This window comes from Citrobacter sp. BIDMC107 (assembly GCF_001037575.1).
GTDB classification, from domain to species: domain Bacteria; phylum Pseudomonadota; class Gammaproteobacteria; order Enterobacterales; family Enterobacteriaceae; genus Citrobacter; species Citrobacter freundii.
Genome location: NZ_KQ089848.1, coordinates 689,788 through 710,884 on the forward strand (window position 1 = coordinate 689,788; position 21,097 = coordinate 710,884).

At 50.3% G+C, this 21,097-nt stretch carries 15 protein-coding genes; 4 read left to right on the top strand and 11 right to left on the bottom strand.

Annotated features, from left to right (window positions below):
• Positions 1 to 4 precede the first annotated feature (4 nt).
• From lpxK to SK39_RS03425, 9 genes are all read right to left on the bottom strand, one after another.
• The gene (gene lpxK / locus SK39_RS03385; protein WP_048216651.1) at positions 5 to 982 is read right to left on the bottom strand and encodes a tetraacyldisaccharide 4'-kinase; all 978 of its coding nucleotides are present in this window, start codon (positions 980 to 982) and stop codon (positions 5 to 7) included.
• Entirely contained in the window at positions 979 to 2,727 is a 1,749-nt protein-coding gene (gene msbA / locus SK39_RS03390) for a lipid A ABC transporter ATP-binding protein/permease MsbA (RefSeq protein WP_003035784.1), read from the bottom strand. Before msbA ends, lpxK begins: the two co-directional genes overlap by 4 nt.
• A 36-nt stretch (positions 2,728 to 2,763) precedes the next feature.
• Entirely contained in the window at positions 2,764 to 5,028 is a 2,265-nt protein-coding gene (locus SK39_RS03395) for a ComEC family protein (RefSeq protein WP_048216652.1), read from the bottom strand.
• A 206-nt stretch (positions 5,029 to 5,234) separates the two neighbouring features.
• Positions 5,235 to 5,519 (bottom strand): integration host factor subunit beta, encoded by a 285-nt coding sequence (ihfB, locus tag SK39_RS03400; RefSeq protein WP_003035780.1) that lies wholly within the window; start codon positions 5,517 to 5,519, stop codon positions 5,235 to 5,237.
• Positions 5,520 to 5,678: 159 nt separating this feature from the next.
• A complete protein-coding gene (rpsA, locus tag SK39_RS03405) occupies positions 5,679 to 7,352 on the bottom strand; it encodes a 30S ribosomal protein S1 (RefSeq protein WP_003035776.1) in 1,674 nt (557 codons plus the stop codon).
• 113 nt (positions 7,353 to 7,465) lie between these two features.
• Positions 7,466 to 8,149: a (d)CMP kinase gene (gene cmk / locus SK39_RS03410; protein ID WP_003035772.1), complete on the bottom strand. Its 684-nt coding sequence runs from the start codon at positions 8,147 to 8,149 to the stop codon at positions 7,466 to 7,468.
• A gap of 171 nt (positions 8,150 to 8,320) precedes the next feature.
• The gene (gene aroA, locus SK39_RS03415) at positions 8,321 to 9,604 is read right to left on the bottom strand and encodes a 3-phosphoshikimate 1-carboxyvinyltransferase (RefSeq protein ID WP_016149864.1); all 1,284 of its coding nucleotides are present in this window, start codon (positions 9,602 to 9,604) and stop codon (positions 8,321 to 8,323) included.
• Between the two features lie 69 nt (positions 9,605 to 9,673).
• Complete coding sequence (serC, locus tag SK39_RS03420; RefSeq protein WP_003847007.1) at positions 9,674 to 10,762, bottom strand: 3-phosphoserine/phosphohydroxythreonine transaminase; 1,089 nt, start codon at positions 10,760 to 10,762, stop codon at positions 9,674 to 9,676.
• 212 nt (positions 10,763 to 10,974) lie between these two features.
• Positions 10,975 to 11,667, bottom strand: a complete 693-nt coding sequence (locus SK39_RS03425) for a DUF421 domain-containing protein (RefSeq protein ID WP_003847009.1) — start codon at positions 11,665 to 11,667, stop codon at positions 10,975 to 10,977.
• Positions 11,668 to 11,803: 136 nt separating this feature from the next.
• Here SK39_RS03425 and ycaO point away from each other — a divergent pair, with 136 nt between their 5' ends.
• From ycaO to pflA, 4 genes are all read left to right on the top strand, one after another.
• On the top strand, positions 11,804 to 13,564 hold the full coding sequence (gene ycaO, locus SK39_RS03430) for a 30S ribosomal protein S12 methylthiotransferase accessory factor YcaO (RefSeq protein ID WP_016149860.1): 1,761 nt from the start codon (positions 11,804 to 11,806) through the stop codon (positions 13,562 to 13,564).
• Between the two features lie 405 nt (positions 13,565 to 13,969).
• A complete protein-coding gene (gene focA / locus SK39_RS03435; RefSeq protein ID WP_003035756.1) occupies positions 13,970 to 14,827 on the top strand; it encodes a formate transporter FocA in 858 nt (285 codons plus the stop codon).
• Between the two features lie 59 nt (positions 14,828 to 14,886).
• Entirely contained in the window at positions 14,887 to 17,169 is a 2,283-nt protein-coding gene (pflB, locus tag SK39_RS03440; protein ID WP_003035753.1) for a formate C-acetyltransferase, read from the top strand.
• Between the two features lie 185 nt (positions 17,170 to 17,354).
• On the top strand, positions 17,355 to 18,095 hold the full coding sequence (pflA, locus tag SK39_RS03445) for a pyruvate formate lyase 1-activating protein (RefSeq protein ID WP_003035751.1): 741 nt from the start codon (positions 17,355 to 17,357) through the stop codon (positions 18,093 to 18,095).
• 43 nt (positions 18,096 to 18,138) lie between these two features.
• Here the strand turns inward: pflA and SK39_RS03450 are convergent, their stop codons facing one another.
• The gene (locus SK39_RS03450) at positions 18,139 to 19,560 is read right to left on the bottom strand and encodes an amino acid permease (RefSeq protein ID WP_032936350.1); all 1,422 of its coding nucleotides are present in this window, start codon (positions 19,558 to 19,560) and stop codon (positions 18,139 to 18,141) included.
• Between the two features lie 213 nt (positions 19,561 to 19,773).
• Complete coding sequence (locus tag SK39_RS03455; RefSeq protein ID WP_003836902.1) at positions 19,774 to 20,922, bottom strand: MFS transporter; 1,149 nt, start codon at positions 20,920 to 20,922, stop codon at positions 19,774 to 19,776.
• Positions 20,923 to 21,097: the final 175 nt, after the last annotated feature.

Genomic DNA, 21,097 nt, shown 5'->3' on the forward strand with positions numbered 1-21,097 from the left:
TCAGTTAGCGAGTCAGCGAGATTAAGCTATCCAGCAACATGTCAGGCCGATCGCCTGACAAATGTGCGTCAACAGGTAAATACCACCAGTTTTCATCGGCAAATGCCCGGCACTTAACCGCATCTTTTTCCGTCATCACCAGCGTTTGCCCGGCGTTTACAAACGCACTGACGTCACTGTAGGTCAGAGACTGATGGTCTGCCAGCGCAATGCTTTTTTGCACGCTGGCACCGCATGCTTTCAGCGTGGCAAAAAAACGCGGTGGGTGACCAATGCCCGCCATGGCGACAATATTGGGCAATTGCGCTACATTACGGCGTTCACCTGTACGTAAATTAACGGCCAGCCCCGGTTCAAGTCGCATAGGGATTTCCCCTGGTTGCGCAACGCCACCGTTAACAATAGTCGCATCCACCGATTTTAGGCGACCTGCGCGTTCCCGCATTGGACCAGCGGGAAGCCACCAGCCGTTGCCAAACCGACGTTCGCCGTCAATAACCACGATTTCAACATCTCGCGCCAGACGATAGTGCTGTAGCCCATCGTCGGTCACAATAATCTGCACGTCATGTTGGGCCAAAATGGCTTTTACCGCATCCGATCTTACCGGGGATACCGCTACCGGCACGCCGGTACGTTGGGCGATCAGCACAGGTTCATCACCCGCTTCTGCGGTAGTGGTCTCTGCGGTCAATAGCAACGGGTAAGCAGCCGCTTTCCCGCCGTAACCACGCGACACCACGCCCACGCGAATCCCGCGTTGCTGCAGTTGTTCAACCAGCCAAATCACCACCGGTGTTTTGCCATTGCCGCCGGCAGTAAGGTTTCCGACCACCACAACCGGTACTGGCGCGCGCCAAGCGCGTTTAAGCCCAAGCTTGTAGCATAGGCGGATCCCGCCACTCACCAGGCCATAAAGCCAGGAGAGTGGAAGTAACAATCGCCACAGCGGCGATTCACCAGACCAGATACGTGAGATCATTGACCGAATTGCATTTTGTGTAATTGCGCATAGACCCCGCGCTGCTCAATCAGGTCGCTATGGGTTCCGCGTTCGACAATCAGACCATCCTCCACCACGATGATTTCGTCGGCTTGTTCAATGGTTGAAAGACGGTGAGCAATGACCAGAGAAGTACGGTTTTTCTGTAGCTCATCCAGCGCAGACTGAATCGCACGTTCAGATTCGGTATCAAGAGCTGATGTTGCTTCATCAAGGATCAGAATTGGGCTGTCACGCAACAAGGCACGGGCGATAGCGATACGCTGACGTTGTCCGCCGGAAAGCAGGACGCCGTTTTCACCAATCACCGTATCCAGGCCATTATCCATCTTGTTGATGAAATCCATGGCGTAGGCCATCTGTGCCGCTTTTTCGATCTGCTCACGGCTGTACATATCGGTACGCGCGTAGGCGATGTTGTTGGCAACCGTATCGTTAAACAGGTGCACATTCTGCGAAACCAACGCAACCTGATCGCGCAGGGATGCCAGGGTATATTCGCGCAGATCGTGTCCGTCCATCAGAATCTGCCCTTCATCAATATCGTAGAAGCGCGTAATCAGGCTGGCGATGGTGGATTTTCCTGAGCCCGAACGGCCAACCAGAGCAACGGTTTTACCCGCGGGAATATTCAGGTTGATGTTGCGCAGAGCCGGTACTTCACGTCCCGGATAAGTGAAAGTCACGTTGCGGAACTCGAGATCGCCGGTAGCACGCTCGATAACACGTTTACCTTCATCTTTCTCCTGTTCGCTATCCAGAATCGTAAATAAGGTCTGGCATGCCGCCATACCGCGCTGGAACTGCGCGTTGACGTTGGTCAGCGATTTCAACGGACGCATCAGCGCGATCATTGAGGAGAAGACAACCGTAATTGTCCCTGCCGTCAGGTTTTCCATTACGCTTGGGAAGCTGGCCGCATATAACACGAAGGCCAGAGCCAGGGACGCAATCAACTGGATGATAGGGTCGGAGATAGAAGAAGCGGAAACCATCTTCATACCCTGCAAACGCATCTTGTTGCTGACCTTATCAAAGCGCTTGGTTTCGACTTCCTGACCACCAAAAATCAGAACTTCTTTGTGGCCTTTCAGCATCTGCTCCGCACTGGTCGTAACCTGCCCCATAGTGTTTTGCATGTTTTTACTGATGCTACGAAAGCGCTTGGAAACCACACGGATCGCCACTGACACAATTGGCGCCAGTACAATCAGGATCAGTGACAGCTGCCAGCTGTAATAGAACATCATGATAAACAGACCAATGATTGATGCCCCTTCACGTACCACGGTGATCAGCGCGCCGGAAGACGATGACGCGACCTGCTCTGAATCATAGGTAATACGTGACAACAGCGTACCTGTAGACTGTTTATCAAAAAAGGAGACTGGCATGCCCATCATATGACCAAACAGGCGGCGACGCATGGTCATGACCACTTTGCCTGACACCCATGAGATACAGTAGCTGGAGACATAACTGGTTAAGCCACGAACTATCATCAGCCCAATGACCACCAGCGGCATCCACAGCAGCACCGAACGATCCGTTTTACCAAAACCATCATCCAGTAATGGTTTAAGGAGCGATAACATGAAGGTATCGCTGGCCGCGTTAAGGACTAACGCTATACCCGCCACGATCAGACCCGATTTAAAAGGCGCTATGGTTGGCCATAGTCGGCGAAACGTCTGCCACGTAGAGAGATCTTTATCGTTATGCATTCAAAAAACCAGCATTTGTTAGAATAGCCGCATATTCTACCCGTTATCCTCCGACACGCCAAACCACTGATGATACCAACGAGGTAAAATCTGATCCCGCAAGCTGTGTATTCGCCAGTTTTTTTGGTAAAAATCCAGCGTAATCTGCCCCTGATGTGGTGTATCCAGCCATTGATAATTTTGTTTCCGATAACGTTGCTTCACTTTCCAGGATGGCAGACGCCAGGCGTTGTAACGGGATGCAGAGGCTAGTGCGGCCTGCCCGTCAACTCTCTGAATGAGTGCCAGTGATGATGAAGTATTGCTGCCATGATGCGGAACCTGCATCACCGTAGACTGCAGATGCTGCCAGTAGTGACTTAGCATTTTTTGTTCAGCGGGAGACTCAATATCGCCGGTCAGCAGAACACTCTGATACCCATCATCAACTTTAACCACGCAGGAGTGGTTATTTCCCTGCCCTGTATTTCCAAGCACAGGCCAGTGCGCACTGAAGGTTAACCCTTGCCATTGCCAACGTTCTCCGCGAAAACACGGGAGGTGTCCTTTCCAGCCTAGCGGACTTCTTATCCATAGTGATGGCCAGGCTTGTTGTAAGGAGTGCAACCCGCCCCGGTGATCCATATGTTCATGGCTTAAAATGACCCCTTCCGGCTCCAGATTATGCCAACGCAACCAGGGAATAATCAGCTGTTGCGCGCTATCGCCTTCAGGCCATGCCAGACCGGTATCGTAAAGCAGCGCTTTTCCATTACGCACAATCACCATCGCCAACCCCTGCCCGACATCCAGCATATGCACTTGCCACACATCTGTACGCGGTGCACGCCAAAGCGGCCCACTCAGCAAAAGTAGCGCAGAGAAACAGACCACCGGTAGCGTAAGCAAGATATTTAGTCGCCATGCGATAATCATCATTCCGGGTAAAAATGCGAGCCATTGCCAGCGTGCATCAATATTGATCCACCCTTCAGGCAGGCTCCTGAGCCCCCAAAATAGTAGCGCCAGAGAGCGATCCGCTAAATACCACAGATTCGATTCAATCATCACCAGTCCGGCTAAATGCACGATCATGCCTGCTAATATCAAGGGTACGGAAACAAACGTGACCAAAGGGACGGCAAACAAATTAGCCGGAAACGAGGTCAGACTAAAACCGTGAAACATTGCGATTTGTACGGGAAGAAGCAGAAGCGTAATACCCAATTGCAGATGAGCCAGCGCCAGAAATTGACGACCAGCACGCGACAGCGGCCAGTCCGGGAGCGGTACCCATTGGTACCAGAACAGCAGTGCCGCAACGGCGGATGCAGACAACCATAGACTTTGCGAAAGAACGGCAACAGGATCCACCACCAGAATGGCTGCCAGACAGCAGATCCATACCGACCATCCGCTCCACTGCCTGCTGCTAAGTCTTAGCGCCCCCCAGACTAGCAGCGCAACAACCGTTCGTAATGCCGGGGGTTGCAGCCCTGTCAGCCAGGCATATAATGTGGCGCAGACAATCCCACCCACTAATGGAACCTGCCAGCAAATCCATCTGGCGGGCATAAAAAATTGTCCCGCGCGAATTATTCCGCCAGCCAGAAGTGCAGCAAACGCAATATGCAGCCCGGAGATAGCCATCAAATGAGCCGTGCCGGTATCACGCATAATCGTTTTCACCTCTTGTGACACGGACAAGCGCTCACCCATTCCCAGACCCAGTATGACCTGCTGCCAGGGATAATCGGCGAGTACCGTTTTCAACGAGTCGAGAAATCGCGAACGCAAACTGCATTGTGGTGTGATAACCGAAGCCTGTAAGAATCGCCCCGTCAACGGTTGATGCTGCGCCAATGCGTAACGCTGGCTATCAAATCCGCCTTCGTTTAATTGACCGTGTACGGCGCGGACTTTCAACGTCATCGCCCATGTCTGACCCGCACAAACATCACCGGGTAAATACTGTCCGTACAAGACGATTCCTTGTGCAGGAAAGATTCGTCTCCCCTGAAGGTGAGTGATTTGGCCGTAGTGCGTTGTCATATTGTCAGTTCCGGTTATCCGCACAATGGCTTGCTGGTTTTTCTCAGGCAGCGTATTACCGGCCCACAGAGCCTCTTTCGCAGCCAGGATTCCCCAAAGAAAAAACAGCAGGGTTAGTCCGGCGGAACGTATATATTTGTGGGAGAGAAAACAGAGCAGACATGCCAGACAAAATACAATGCTGATACACAACATGCCTGGCAGCGTAGGTAATAGCATGAGTGGGAGAATGCCGAATAATGCACACGTACTCACCGTTGTTATTTTCATCAATAACCTCCCTGTTACAGGGAGTGTGCAGTACTCTTCGACGATTGTCTGGCATCAATTTATCGTTATACGACCTGAGTTCCGCAGACATTTAGTGGGGGTTGTAACGTACAAATTAACTGGGATGAGGATTCCAGGATAGGCGCACAGAAATGAAAAAAGCACCCATGTGGGTGCTTTTCTCGGCGTTAAGTCTCGCTAAAAACTTAACCGTAAATATTGGCGCGGTCGCGCAGTTCTTTACCTGGTTTAAAGTGCGGAACGTATTTCCCTTCCAGATCCACTTTATCGCCGGTCTTCGGATTACGTCCGGTGCGTGGTGCGCGGTAATGCAAAGAGAAGCTGCCGAAACCGCGGATTTCAATACGCTCGCCCTGCGCAAGAGTCGAGGCCATATGTTCCAGCATCTCTTTAACTGCATCTTCAACCGCTTTCGCGGGAATATGAGGTTGCTGGGTTGCAAGTCTTTCAATCAATTCTGACTTGGTCATGATTCCTCCGGTTCCTTAAAGGCATAATTAGCTGCTGCATTGATTAAGGGCGGCCGTAGCCGCCCTTTGTCATTGATTACAGGACGAATCCTGTAATCTGTCAAGCTACTCGTCATCCTTTGTGCCGTTAACAGCACAAAGGATTTAGAGCACTCGATATTACTCGCCTTTAGCTGCTTTGAAAGCTTCAGCCATTGCGTTGTTAGAGAAGTTAGCATCTTCCTGTTTGTTAACAGTTGCGATTGCATCTTTCTCATCAGCTTCGTCTTTAGCACGAACAGACAGGCTGATTGCACGGTTCTTACGATCAACGCCGGTGAATTTAGCTTCAACGTCGTCGCCTACGCTCAGAACCAGAGTTGCATCTTCAACGCGGTCACGTGAAGCTTCAGAAGCGCGCAGGTAACCTTCAACGCCGTCAGCCAGTTCTACGGTTGCGCCTTTAGCGTCAACTGCAGTGACTTTACCGTTTACGATTGCGCCTTTCTTGTTCAGTGCAACCCAGTTGTTGAACGGATCTTCTGCGAGCTGTTTAACGCCCAGAGAGATACGCTCACGCTCTGCGTCAACCTGCAGAACAACTGCTGCGATTTCGTCGCCTTTTTTGTATTCACGAACTGCTTCTTCGCCTGCAACGTTCCAGGAGATGTCAGACAGGTGAACCAGGCCGTCGATGCCGCCGTCCAGGCCGATGAAGATACCGAAGTCAGTGATAGACTTGATTTTACCTTCAACACGGTCGCCCTTGTTGTGGGTTTCCGCGAACTGCTGCCATGGGTTGTTTTTGCACTGCTTCAGACCCAGGGAGATACGACGACGTTCTTCGTCGATATCCAGAACCATAACTTCCACTACGTCGCCAACGTTAACAACTTTGGACGGGTGGATGTTTTTGTTGGTCCAATCCATTTCGGAAACGTGAACCAGGCCTTCAACGCCTTCTTCGATTTCAACGAAGCAGCCGTAGTCGGTCAGGTTGGTCACGCGACCAGTCAGTTTGGTACCTTCTGGATAACGCTTAGCGATAGCTACCCATGGATCTTCGCCCAGCTGTTTCAGGCCCAGAGATACACGAGTACGCTCGCGGTCGAACTTCAGCACTTTAACAGTGATTTCGTCGCCAACGTTTACGATTTCGCTCGGATGCTTAACGCGTTTCCATGCCATGTCGGTGATGTGCAGCAGGCCGTCAACGCCACCCAGATCAACGAATGCACCGTAGTCAGTGAGGTTCTTAACGATACCTTTAACTTCCATGCCTTCCTGCAGGTTTTCCAGCAGCTGATCGCGTTCTGCGCTGTTTTCGGATTCGATAACGGCACGACGGGAAACAACAACGTTGTTACGCTTCTGATCCAGCTTGATTACTTTGAATTCAAGCTCTTTGCCTTCCAGGTGCAGCGTGTCGCGGACCGGACGAACGTCTACCAGGGAACCCGGCAGGAACGCGCGAATACCATTCAGCTCAACAGTGAAGCCACCCTTGACTTTGCCATTGATAACACCAGTAACGGTTGCAGCTTCTTCGTAAGCTTTTTCCAGCGTGATCCAAGCTTCGTGACGTTTAGCTTTTTCACGGGACAGCAGGGTTTCACCGAAGCCGTCTTCTACTGCATCCAGAGCAACGTCAACTTCGTCACCAACCTGGATTTCCAGCTCGCCCTGGGCGTTTTTGAACTGCTCTGCCGGAATGGCGGACTCAGATTTCAGACCAGCGTCAACCAGTACTACGTCTTTGTCGATAGCAACAACAACACCACGAACGATGGAACCCGGACGGGTTTCGATTTCTTTTAAGGATTCTTCAAACAGTTGAGCAAAAGATTCAGTCATGTTTAATCTTCAGGTTTCATATTTAACGTCCACCTGGCTCCATGCCGGATGGGGTTGTTTAACATACCCGCTGTCAATCCATTGCAACGGGGGTACTGCAAATTCGGTCGCACTTAAGCGAGAGCCAGTTTTTGGCGCGCGTATTGTAACGCTTTTTCAATCACTTGCTCAATGCTTAATCGGGTTGAATCCAAAACTAAAGCATCAGCAGCAGGAACCAGCGGCGCTACAGCACGGTTACGATCGCGATAATCGCGTTCTTCGATCTCGGCCAAAAGGCGTTCAAAGTTAACACTAAAGCCCTTCTCCTGCAACTGTAGCATACGTCTATGCGCACGTTCTTGCGAGGAGGCGTCCAGAAAAATTTTCACCGGCGCATCCGGGAACACCACGGTCCCCATATCACGTCCATCAGCAATCAGACCTGGGGTTTCGCGAAATGCGCGTTGACGACGTAAAAGCGCTTCACGCACGCGAGGAAACGCCGCGACCTGAGAGGCGGCATTCGCCACTTCCTGGGTACGGATTTCACCGCTGACATCCTCACCTTCAAGAATGACTTCAAGGTTGCCGTCTGTTGAGATAAAACGCACATCCAGGTGTGAGGCAAGCGGTACCAGAGCATCTTCAGAAGTGACATCAACATGGTGATGTAACGCTGCGAGCGCCAGTACGCGGTAGATCGCGCCTGAATCTAACAGATGCCACTGCAATGCTTCCGCCATTGCCTTGCACAAGGTGCCTTTTCCTGCACCGCTTGGGCCATCAATGGTAATAACCGGGGCAATTGCCGTCATCTTTTTCTCCTTAAACGGACGTACATTAACGTGAACGCCGCGCATTATACGCGCCAACGCTAATGATCGTTATCTTTGTGTGAAAAATGCAGAATCATTGAAGCTGAGTGTAGAATAAATAGGCAATCGGAGATGTCAGAATGTGCCGCACCCGAAAGTGCGGCAATGAAATCAGGCAGGAGTACTAATACGCGCCAGCTGTTCGAAATAATCCGGGAAAGTTTTGGCGGTACATTTTGGATCAAGAATGGTCACAGGCGTGTCAGACAGCGCCACCAGCGAGAAACACATCGCCATGCGGTGATCGTTGTAGGTCGCGATGTCCGCAAATTGCAATGTTGCAGGCGGGGTGATGCGGATAAAGTCATGCCCCTCTTCCACTTCCGCGCCCACTTTGCGTAACTCCGTCGCCATCGCGAACAGACGATCGGTCTCTTTGACGCGCCAGTTGTAGATATTACGTAATGTTGTGGTGCCTTTCGCAAACAGCGCCGCCGTTGCAATGGTCATCGCCGCATCAGGAATATGGTTCATATCCATATCCACTGCGTTCAACTCGCCGCGAGTACAGGCAATAAAATCGTCGCCCCATGTAATGGTAGCACCCATTTTTTCCAGTACATCGGCAAAACGAATATCACCCTGCATGCTGTTACGGCCAATCCCGGTAACTTTTACCGTACCGCCTTTAATGGCACCCGCCGCGAGGAAATAGGAAGCGGAAGAAGCATCGCCTTCAACCAGGTATGCACCCGGTGACTGGTACTGCTGCTGCCCCTTCACGACAAAGCGCTGGTAGTTTTGATTTTCAATTTCAACACCAAACGTTTTCATCAGGTTCAGTGTGATATCAATGTAAGGTTTGGATACCAGGTCACCTTTAATTGCAATCGTCGTATCCTGCGGCGCAAGCGGCGCAGTCATCAGCAGCGCAGTGAGGAACTGGCTGGAAACGCTACCGTCTACCTCAACCTGGCCACCGGTAAAGCCACCGCGCAGACGTAAAGGTGGATAGTTTTCCTGCTCCAGATAGTCAATTTTGGCTCCGCCCTGGCGCAGCGCATCAACCAGATGACCAATCGGGCGCTCTTTCATGCGCGGTTCGCCCGTCAGCACGATGTCATTGCTGCCCAGACATAGCGCTGCGGCCAGCGGGCGCATTGCGGTTCCGGCATTACCAAGGAACAGTTCCACTGAGCCTTGCGCATGTAATGCACCACCATTGCCAATAATCTCGCAGCGGGTACGATCAGCAGAAAGGGTATAGCTAATCCCTAACACATTCAGAGCATTAAGCATATGGCGAACATCATCGCTGTCCAGCAGGTTGGTCAGGACAGTGGTGCCATTGGCTAATGCGGCCAGCAGCAAAGCGCGGTTAGAAACACTTTTGGATCCAGGCAGATTGATTGTGCCATCCACCCGCGCAATGGGTTGTAACGTCAGGGATTCCATGAAACTCGACTCTCAAAAACAGACATAAAAACCCCACAGACGGGCTGTGGGGATGAAAAGTACAGCAGATTAGCCGCGACGGCGTTCAAAATCGACCATGAAATCGGTCAGTGCTTTTACACCTTCAAGCGGCATTGCATTGTAGATGGACGCACGCATACCGCCGACCACACGATGCCCTTTCAGCGCATGCAGGCCCGCAGCAAAAGACTCTTCCAGGAACAGTTTATCCAGTGCGCTGTCAGCCAGCTGGAACGGTACGTTCATGCGTGAACGGTTGGATTTCGCCACATCGTTACGGTAGAAATCGCTGTTATCAATTACGCCGTACAGCAGTTCCGCTTTTTGCTGGTTAATCTTATCCATTGCATTAACACCGCCCTGCTTTTTCAGCCATTTAAAGACCAGGCCAGACAGATACCAGGCAAAGGTTGGCGGCGTATTGAACATGGAATCGTTGTCATTCAGCACGGTATAGTCGAGGATTGACGGGCATGATACATGAGCTTTACCCAGCAAATCTTCACGGACGATGACAATCGTCAGGCCGGCCGGGCCGATGTTTTTCTGTGCACCGGCATAAATTACGCCATAACGGCTAACGTCAAGCGGTGCGGAAAGAATGGTAGAGGACAGATCCGCCGTGACCACAACGTTGCTGGCAAAATTCGGCGTTTCATCGATCGCAATGCCATCGATAGTTTCGTTCGGACAATAGTGCAGGTACGCCGCGTTATCAGAAAGCTGCCATTCACTCATCGGCTTAACAGCACGCAGGCCGTCCACGGTGACTTTGGCATCAATAACGTTTGGTGTGCAGTATTTTTTCGCTTCTTTAATTGCACTGGCGGCCCAATAACCGGCATCGACGTAATCCGCGGTGGTTTTATCACCCAGAATATTTAACGGGATACCCGCGAACTGCCCACGACCACCGCCATGGCAGAACAACACTTTATAGTTGGAGGGGATGCTAAGAAGATCGCGAAAATCCTGCTCCGCTTCCTCGGCGACCTGGATGAATTCTTTGCCACGGTGGCTAATTTCCATCACCGACGTGCCAAGACCGTTCCAGTCGCGAAGATCCTGTTGAGCCAGTTTAAGTACTTCTGCCGGTAGCATTGCCGGACCTGAACTAAAATTAAAGACCTGAGCCATTTCCCCTCACCACGTTGTGTTGTTGTCCAATCAACATCCTGTCATTGACGATAATCCGGTGACAGACATTGGTATAAGTTATTCCTGTGGATATCGGTTTTATCATTCAGTGACACGCGCCGCAATGGGTAAAACTGACCAGGGTAAAAATGTGTCATTGGTCACACAACAGAATCTATCGGATTGACGGGTAAAAACCGAGATTTTTGCTGTCAGGTAACCCGTTTTGCCCGACTGGCCTTCGACCATTCTGGATTTGCACAGCGTGGACATAATTGATGATCTCCGGCGTTCATTTGCACCACTTCGCTACAACGTATACAGGCATAGTCTCCTGCTTCAGGCATTACTTTAAATCGTTGCGTACAGTGCTTAGGTAAAATACTGAGCCCCGGCTTTACGTCTTCATCGGCAAAGAAGTAGACGCTGATTTGTCCATTCGTCTCCAGAATAGCCAGTTTCACCTGTCCCAATTGCTCCACGCCGTTCAAACGCAGTTCCATAAAGAATTCAAATTCCGTCATATTGGCACTATTGAGCTTTGACCATGCCAGCTCGCCGTCTTCAATGATCACGACGGGTTTGCCCTCCAGCAGGTCCTCCATTTTTTCACTATGCGCCATTAGCCACATCACCAACCGATACAGCACAGCAAGAGTAATAAAAACCACCAGCACTGGCAGCATCGGGACATCGTCATAGAATGCCACGTCTCCCGCTGCAGAACCCAGCGTAAGGATGATCAGCACTTCAAAAAGCGACATCTGGCGTACGCCGCGACGTCCGGTGATTTTTAAAAACAGAAAAACCAATATAAAGGTGTAGAGGCTGCGTAACGCAACTTCCCCCAGAAAATCCATGGGCACCTTATCAAGCGCCATACGGTGCAAATCGAAAGCTTTCATTAATATGCTCTAAACGTAGTTGGCTGTAAGAAAGCATAGCCAATGCTTTTATTTACGCCTGAGCTCCGGCGGCGATAGCGCCGTTCATTGAAAACCCGTATCATTGCGCGCTTTCCGTACGACAAAAGTGATTTTCATGACGCAAACATTTATCCCCGGCAAAGATGCCGCTCTGGAAGACTCCATCGCTCGCTTCCAGCAAAAATTGCTCGACCTCGGTTTTCAAATTGAAGAAGCCTCGTGGTTGAATCCCGTCCCTAACGTCTGGTCTGTACATATTCGCGACAAAGAATGCGCGCTGTGCTTCACCAACGGTAAAGGCGCGACGAAAAAAGCGGCGTTGGCTTCCGCGCTGGGCGAATATTTTGAGCGTCTGTCGACTAACTATTTCTTTGCGGATTTCTGGTTGGGCGAAACTATCGCCAATGGCCCGTTCGTGCATTATCCGAACGAAAAATGGTTCCCGCTGACAGAAGAAGACGATGTACCAGAAGGTTTACTGGATGCACGTCTGCGTGCGTTTTACGATCCAGATAACGAACTGACTGGCAGCATGCTTATCGATCTGCAGTCTGGTAATGAAGAACGTGGCGTCTGCGGCCTGCCGTTTACCCGTCAGTCGGATAACCAGACTGTCTATATTCCGATGAATATTATCGGCAACCTGTATGTTTCTAACGGCATGTCCGCGGGTAACACGCCTAACGAAGCGCGCGTTCAGGGCCTGTCTGAAGTCTTTGAACGTCATGTGAAGAACCGTATTATCGCCGAAAGCATCAGCCTGCCGGAAATCCCGGCCGAGGTGATGGCGCGCTATCCGGCAGTGGTGGAGTCCATCGCCACACTGGAAGCGGAAGGTTTCCCAATTTTCGCCTACGATGGCTCGCTGGGCGGCAAGTATCCGGTGATTTGCGTTGTCCTGTTCAACCCGACCAACGGTACCTGCTTCGCTTCCTTCGGCGCACACCCGGATTTCGGCGTGGCGCTGGAGCGTACCGTCACTGAACTGCTGCAGGGCCGTGGTCTGAAAGATCTTGATGTCTTCACCCCACCGACCTTCGACGATGAGGAAGTGGCAGAACATACCAACCTTGAAACTCACTTCATCGATTCCAGCGGTTTGATCTCATGGGATCTGTTCAAGCAGGATGCCGACTATCCGTTCGTTGACTGGAATTTCTCTGGCACCACGGAAGAAGAGTTCGCCACTCTGATGGCCATCTTCAATGCTGAAGATAAAGAAGTGTATATCGCTGACTATGAGCACCTGAGCGTTTACGCGTGCCGCATTATTGTGCCGGGAATGTCTGACATCTATCCGGCAGAAGATCTGTGGTTAGCTAACAACGCTATGGGCGCCCATCTGCGTGACACCATTCTCTCTCTGCCGGGCAGCGAATGGGATAAAGAAGACTATCTCAATCTGATCGAACAACTGGATGAAGAAGGGTTTGACGACTTCACCCGCGTACGCGAGCTACTCGGTCTGGCGACCGGTGCGGATAACGGTTGGTACACCCTGCGTATTGGCGAGCTTAAAGTGATGCTGGCGCTGGCCGGTGGCGATCTGGAGCAGGCGCTGGTGTGGACAGAATGGACGATGGAATTTAACGCCTCCGTCTTTAGCGCGGAACGTGCAAACTACTATCGCTGCCTGCAAACATTGTTGCTGCTGTCTCAGGAAGAGGACCGTCAGCCGCTGCAATATCTGAACGCATTTGTCCGCATGTACGGCGCAGAGGCGGTTGAAGCGGCAAGTGCGGCATTGAGTGGCGAAGCGCCATTCTACGGGTTGCAAACCGTTGATAACGATCTGCAAGCTTTCCCGGCGCATCAGTCTCTGCTGAAAGCCTATGAAAAACTGCAGCGCGCGAAAGCGGCACATTGGTCAAAATAATGACAGTCAGCCTGCGCTAAGTAGGCTAAAAGTATTGTCTGGGATATATTACGGGGCGCTTTAAGCGCCCTGTTTTTTTATTTTGGTCAAATCGGAAAATAAATGTAAAAACAAGGTTAAATATTAGTAGTTGATATTAAAAAAATTAGCATATTAATGTGGTTTTTTATCTCAATTACTCCATTTTAATTAACCGTCTGACAGGAGACAAAAAGAAAAAATTCAACTCACTTTATAATTTTTAAAATTTATTTTTATATGGATAATCAACAAGTTACTCCGTAATCGCATAAAAACCATGCGTCTTGCGGGCCTATAAGCCAGGCGAGATATGATCTATATCAAATTCTCATCTATAATGCTTTGTTAGTATCTCGTCGCCGACTTAATAAAGAGAGAGTTAGTGTGAAAGCTGACAACCCTTTTGATCTTATTCTACCTGCTGCAATGGCCAAAGTTGCCGAAGAAGCAGGCGTCTATAAAGCAACGAAACATCCGCTTAAGACGTTCTATCTGGCAATTACTGCCGGTGTATTCATTTCAATTGCCTTTGTTTTCTATATCACCGCCACAACCGGTACCGGAACTATGCCTTTCGGCATGGCAAAATTAGTAGGTGGTATCTGCTTTTCCCTGGGGCTGATTCTTTGTGTTGTCTGCGGCGCAGACCTCTTCACCTCAACCGTATTGATTGTCGTAGCAAAAGCCAGTGGTCGTATTACCTGGGGCCAATTGGCTAAAAACTGGCTTAACGTTTATGTCGGTAACCTGGTGGGTTGCTTGCTCTTCGTGCTATTGATGTGGCTTTCCGGCGAATACATGACCGCCAACGGCGCGTGGGGGCTCAACGTCCTACAAACAGCCGACCACAAAGTGCACCATACTTTTGTTGAGGCGGTAAGTCTTGGCATCCTGGCTAACCTGATGGTGTGTCTGGCCGTATGGATGAGCTACTCGGGCCGCAGCCTAATGGACAAAGCGTTTATCATGGTATTACCGGTCGCAATGTTTGTTGCCAGCGGTTTTGAGCACAGTATCGCAAACATGTTTATGATCCCTATGGGTATTGTAATACGCGATTTCGCCACCCCGGAATTCTGGACCGCAGTTGGGTCTTCTCCGGAGAATTTTTCTCACCTGACCGTGATGAATTTCATCACCGATAACCTGATTCCGGTTACGATCGGTAACATTATCGGCGGCGGTTTGTTGGTCGGGTTGACATACTGGGTCATTTATCTGCGTGGTAACGATCATCATTAATCTGATGATGCCCATTACACGCAGTAAATAAAAAATCCACTTAAGAAGGTAGGTGTTACATGTCCGAGCTTAATGAAAAGTTAGCCACAGCCTGGGAAGGTTTTACCAAAGGTGACTGGCAGAATGAAGTAAACGTACGTGACTTCATTCAGAAAAACTACACTCCATATGAGGGTGACGAGTCCTTCCTGGCTGGCGCAACTGATGCGACCACTGCACTGTGGGACAGCGTGATGGAAGGCGTTAAACAGGAAAACCGCACTCACGCGCCTGTTGACTTTGACACCTCCGTTGCTTCTACCATCACTTCTCACGACGCTGGCTACATCAACAAAGCGCTCGAGAAGATTGTTGGTCTGCAGACTGAAGCTCCGCTGAAACGTGCGATCATTCCGTTTGGCGGCATCAAAATGGTTGAAGGTTCCTGCAAAGCGTACAATCGCGAACTGGACCCGATGCTGAAAAAAATCTTCACCGAATACCGCAAAACCCACAACCAGGGCGTATTCGATGTTTACACCAAAGACATTCTGAACTGCCGTAAATCCGGTGTTCTGACTGGTCTGCCAGATGCGTATGGCCGTGGCCGTATCATCGGTGACTACCGTCGCGTTGCGCTGTACGGTATCGACTACCTGATGAAAGACAAATACGCTCAGTTCGTCTCTCTGCAGTCCGATCTGGAAAACGGCGTAAACCTGGAAGCAACTATCCGTCTGCGTGAAGAGATTGCTGAACAGCACCGCGCTCTGGGTCAGATCAAAGAAATGGCTGCTAAATATGGCTGCGATATCTCTGGTCCGGCTACCAACGCTCAGGAAGCTATCCAGTGGACTTACTTCGGCTACCTGGCCGCTGTTAAATCTCAGAACGGTGCAGCAATGTCCTTCGGTCGCGTATCCACCTTCCTGGATGCTTACATCGAACGTGACCTGAAAGCAGGCAAAATCACCGAGCAAGACGCACAGGAAATGATCGACCACCTGGTCATGAAACTGCGTATGGTTCGCTTCCTGCGTACTCCTGAATATGATGAACTGTTCTCCGGTGACCCGATTTGGGCAACTGAATCTATCGGTGGTATGGGCGTTGATGGCCGTACTCTGGTTACCAAAAACAGCTTCCGCTTCCTGAACACCCTGTACACCATGGGGCCTTCTCCGGAGCCGAACATCACTGTTCTGTGGTCTGAAAAACTGCCTCTGAACTTCAAGAAATTCGCCGCTAAAGTGTCCATCGACACCTCTTCTCTGCAGTACGAGAACGATGACCTGATGCGTCCGGACTTCAACAACGACGACTACGCTATCGCTTGCTGCGTAAGCCCGATGGTTGTTGGTAAACAAATGCAGTTCTTCGGTGCGCGTGCAAACCTGGCGAAAACCATGCTGTACGCAATCAACGGTGGCGTTGATGAAAAACTGAAAATGCAGGTTGGTCCTAAATCTGAACCGATCAAAGGCGACGTTCTGAACTTCGACGAAGTTATGGACCGCATGGATCACTTCATGGATTGGCTGGCTAAACAGTACGTCACTGCACTGAACGTTATCCACTACATGCACGACAAGTACAGCTACGAAGCCTCTCTGATGGCGCTGCACGACCGTGACGTTATCCGCACCATGGCGTGTGGTATCGCTGGTCTGTCCGTTGCTGCTGACTCCCTGTCTGCAATCAAATATGCGAAAGTTAAACCGATTCGTGACGAAGACGGTCTGGCTATCGACTTCGAAATCGAAGGCGAATACCCGCAGTTTGGTAACAACGACTCTCGCGTTGATGACATGGCGGTTGACCTGGTAGAACGTTTCATGAAGAAAATTCAGAAACTGACTACTTATCGTAACGCTATCCCGACTCAGTCTGTTCTGACCATCACCTCTAACGTGGTTTATGGTAAGAAAACTGGTAACACCCCAGATGGTCGTCGTGCTGGCGCGCCGTTCGGACCGGGTGCTAACCCAATGCACGGCCGTGACCAGAAAGGTGCTGTTGCCTCTCTGACCTCCGTTGCTAAACTGCCGTTTGCTTACGCTAAAGATGGTATCTCTTACACCTTCTCTATCGTTCCGAACGCTCTGGGTAAAGACGACGAAGTTCGTAAGACCAACCTGGCGGGTCTGATGGATGGTTACTTCCACCACGAAGCGTCCATCGAAGGTGGTCAGCACCTGAACGTGAACGTCATGAACCGTGAAATGCTGCTGGATGCGATGGAACATCCGGAAAAATATCCGCAGCTGACCATCCGCGTTTCTGGCTACGCAGTACGTTTTAACTCCCTGACTAAAGAACAGCAGCAGGACGTTATCACTCGTACCTTCACTCAGACCATGTAATTGGTTTTGACTGAAATCGTACTTTAAAAAGCGTACAATAAAGGCTCCACGTAAGTGGGGCCTTTTTAATAGCCTGCTTTGTCAGCCATCTATACTTATGGATAGCAGCCAAAACAGACTCGACACAGTTAATAACTGTGCACTAACACTGGCCCCGGATGGGCCACACCTGGAGAAACACCGCAATGTCAGTTATTGGTCGCATTCACTCCTTTGAATCCTGTGGCACTGTTGATGGCCCGGGCATCCGTTTTATTACCTTCTTTCAGGGCTGCCTGATGCGCTGCCTGTATTGCCATAACCGCGACACGTGGGATACGCACGGCGGTAAAGAAGTTACCGTTGACGAATTAATGAAAGAGGTGGTGACCTACCGCCACTTTATGAACGCCTCCGGAGGCGGCGTGACAGCGTCTGGCGGCGAAGCTATCTTGCAAGCTGAATTCGTACGTGACTGGTTCCGGGCCTGTAAAAAAGAAGGTATTCATACTTGTCTGGATACTAACGGTTTTGTTCGCCGCTACGATCCGGTGATCGATGAGTTGCTGGAAGTCACCGACCTGGTCATGCTCGATCTCAAACAAATGAACGATGAAATCCATCAGAATCTGGTGGGTGTGTCTAACCATCGTACACTCGAGTTCGCGCGTTACCTGTCCAACAAAGACATCAAAGTGTGGATCCGCTATGTTGTCGTACCTGGCTGGTCTGACGATGACGACTCCGCACACCGCCTTGGCGAATTTACCCGCGATATGGGCAACGTTGAAAAAATCGAGCTGCTGCCTTACCACGAGCTAGGCAAACACAAATGGGTGGCAATGGGCGAAGAGTACAAACTGGATGGCGTCAAACCGCCGAAGAAAGAGACCATGGAGCGCGTGAAGGGTATTCTCGAGCAATATGGACATAAAGTGATGTATTGAGTTTTATGGTGGGTAACAGATACGTTACCCACCTGACTCTGCCTTAACGCCCTCTTCTCGCCAGTAACGGGAAAATCAATCCCAGTCCAACCAGCACAAATGGCGTCACAATATTCAGCGTGAGCTGGAATGTCCACTCAGGGGTGAAGGCTTCCATTTTCGGGAAAATCCCGGTCAGACAGGCAAATGCGGTAAAGGCAAAGCACCAGATCCCCACGGTCATCGCAAGCGATCGGTTGCGAATAAAGACATATTCTGATTTATATTTTTGCGACAGACGAATAACGGCAATGAATGCCACAAACACCCATAAATAACGCAATGGCATCACGACAGAGTTAAGATTCAATAGCCATTTATACAGATTGTTCATGTCGCCAATTCCCAGTGTTGGCAACATAATCAGAATCGCTACCAGCACCAGCGTCAGAATATAACCATTTACCGGCGTACCGGAAGCGTTGGTTTTACACAGGCTCTCGGGAATATATTTACGATCAGCATCACCCAGCAGAACTTTAAGCGGTGCATCAATAGAAAATACCAATGCCGCAATCTGTCCCAGCGTATTGGCAATCGCGTAAATAACCATCAGCGAATTACCCATACCATAATACTCACCCAGTTTCTGGAAGGCGTAATATTGACCATTCGTCATCAGATCATCTGGAATATGCCGGGAGTCAAACATCATTCCCATAGCCAGCGATCCGAGAATCGCACATACCGCCACCATAACAGCCAGAACGAGCATCCCTTTCGGAAATTCTTTGCCCGGATTACGTGTCTGATTAACGTATGGCGAAATTTTCTCCGCGCCGCCCACGGCAAAGACCAGCATGGAGATCGTGGTAATGTAGGTAAAATCAATGTGCGGGATAAACGATTCCCAGGTGATATTAGTTGTCGCTATCTGCACATCCGTAATTGCAGGCGCAGTTACCGCCATCACGACATACAAAATGGACATCACAAACATCGCGATGCCTGCAACTGACCCAACAATTTTCAGCGACTTCATGCCACGGGACGCAACCCACATGAAAAAGACAAACAGCGCCAGTGTCAGCCCCTGCAACGCCACGACGGTGTACTCTTTAATCAACGAACCATCGCCCTTCAGCGCCCATCCCAGCGCAATCAGAATAGCCTGCGGTTTTTGCGCCAGATAAGGAATATGCACAACCCAATAGGTCCATGCAGCAAGATAAGCCAGCCCTGGCCCCATGGTATGTTTAATCCAGGTACTGACGCCGCCTTTACCCTCTTTAAAAGTTGAGCCAAGCTGCCCGACGATCAACGCATAAGGTATAAAATAGAGCGCGAAAATAAAGATCCAAGAGGAGACAACAACTAATCCCTGATTGGCATAGTTGTTAACGACGTTGCCAAAACCCCAAACGGTAATAAAAGACATCAATGCAATGTTGTACCATCGCAATTGTTTTTCCTGCACACCAGCCATACGCAATCCTTCGTGGAAGCTTTATGATTATAAATAAATGAGGCGTGGGATTATGCGCGGTAAAATGAGCGAGCGGAAACGGCAGGATGTAAAACTATAACCTTCTGCACACTTTATTTTCAGGAAAGAAGTGTGTGATTAAATAATGCAGGTTCCCATAAAGCATACATAAACAGTATGTATGGGAACCTGTTCATATGCTGTTAAATCAGGTCAAATGTGCGCAATAGAATTGGGTGTATGGCCCGTTTTACGCAACAGCATCAGTAAATAAATAAACGATACGCTGGCGATCATGATAAACAGCAAGCTATCTGAATAATTCTGCATCAGCATCGCTGTAAATGAAGGACCCAGCAGACTGCCCACGGTATAGCTCAATAACAATGCCTGATTCATGGCGACCAGCTGATGATGCTCCACCTTTTCACAGGCCCAGGCCATCGCGACCGGGTAGAGGGTAAAGCCTGCCGCACCCAACATAAACAACGCTGGCGCCATCGCCGCCTGATTCAGCATGGCGATACTCCCGACGATCACCACGAAGACCTGGACGCGTAAAACCAACAGACGTCCCAGCTTGTCCGCCAGACGGCCAATCGGCCATTGCCCCAGAATACCTGCACTTACCAGGACCGCCATCCAGAAACCAATGCTGGCGTTACTCACCCCCTGATGATTGAGATACAGCGGCATCAGGCCATACAAAGACCCCAGCACAATCCCGGAAATAATACAGCCATTCACGCCCAGACGCGCCTGGCGGAGTTTCAGCATGGAAACAATAGGCGTAGACTGCTGCTCATCACCCTGCTGATTGGCAATGCGCGTAAACAGCAGTGGCAAAACACCCGCCAGGATAGTACCCGTCACCCACGGCAGGACATTCATCAATTCCGTGGATACTTTACTCACCAGCAGTTGGCCTAAAAACGTCCCCACGTAATAGATCATCATATAGGCGGCAAGCAAACGTCCGCGATTACGCGAAGTCCCGCTGCACATCAGCGCGCTTTCCACCACCACCCAAATCATGGCGCAGCCAACACCAGCGATAAAACGCCAGGTCATCCAGCTCCAGAATCCCACCATAATCCCCAGCCCGACACAGCCCGCGGCAAAAATAAGCGAGGCGATATAATAGCTGCGGTTAAAACCAAGGTGTTTTATTAAATACCCTGTCAACAACGTCCCTACCAGATTACCGGTAAAGTAGGACGAGCTCACCACGCCTACCTGCCAGGTGGGCAGATTTTCATGGGCGAGCCAAAGCGGGACGAGCGTGTTTAACACGGCGATCGCCAGGGTCAACAGAAGTAGCCCGCACAGCAATAGCATGACGGGACGGGTATAGGTGGACATGAATAAAAACCGTGAGGAAGTTCAAATTTCATGCGCATCATGCCACTGCTAAAAACATTGTCAATCGGCGTAATCAGAGGGCTGAGGCGCTTTCTGGTCGATCGATTTGCATTACTGATTCTTAATGTGAATAGATAAAAAATACAAAATCACATCTGCTTGTTTTTATTGATCT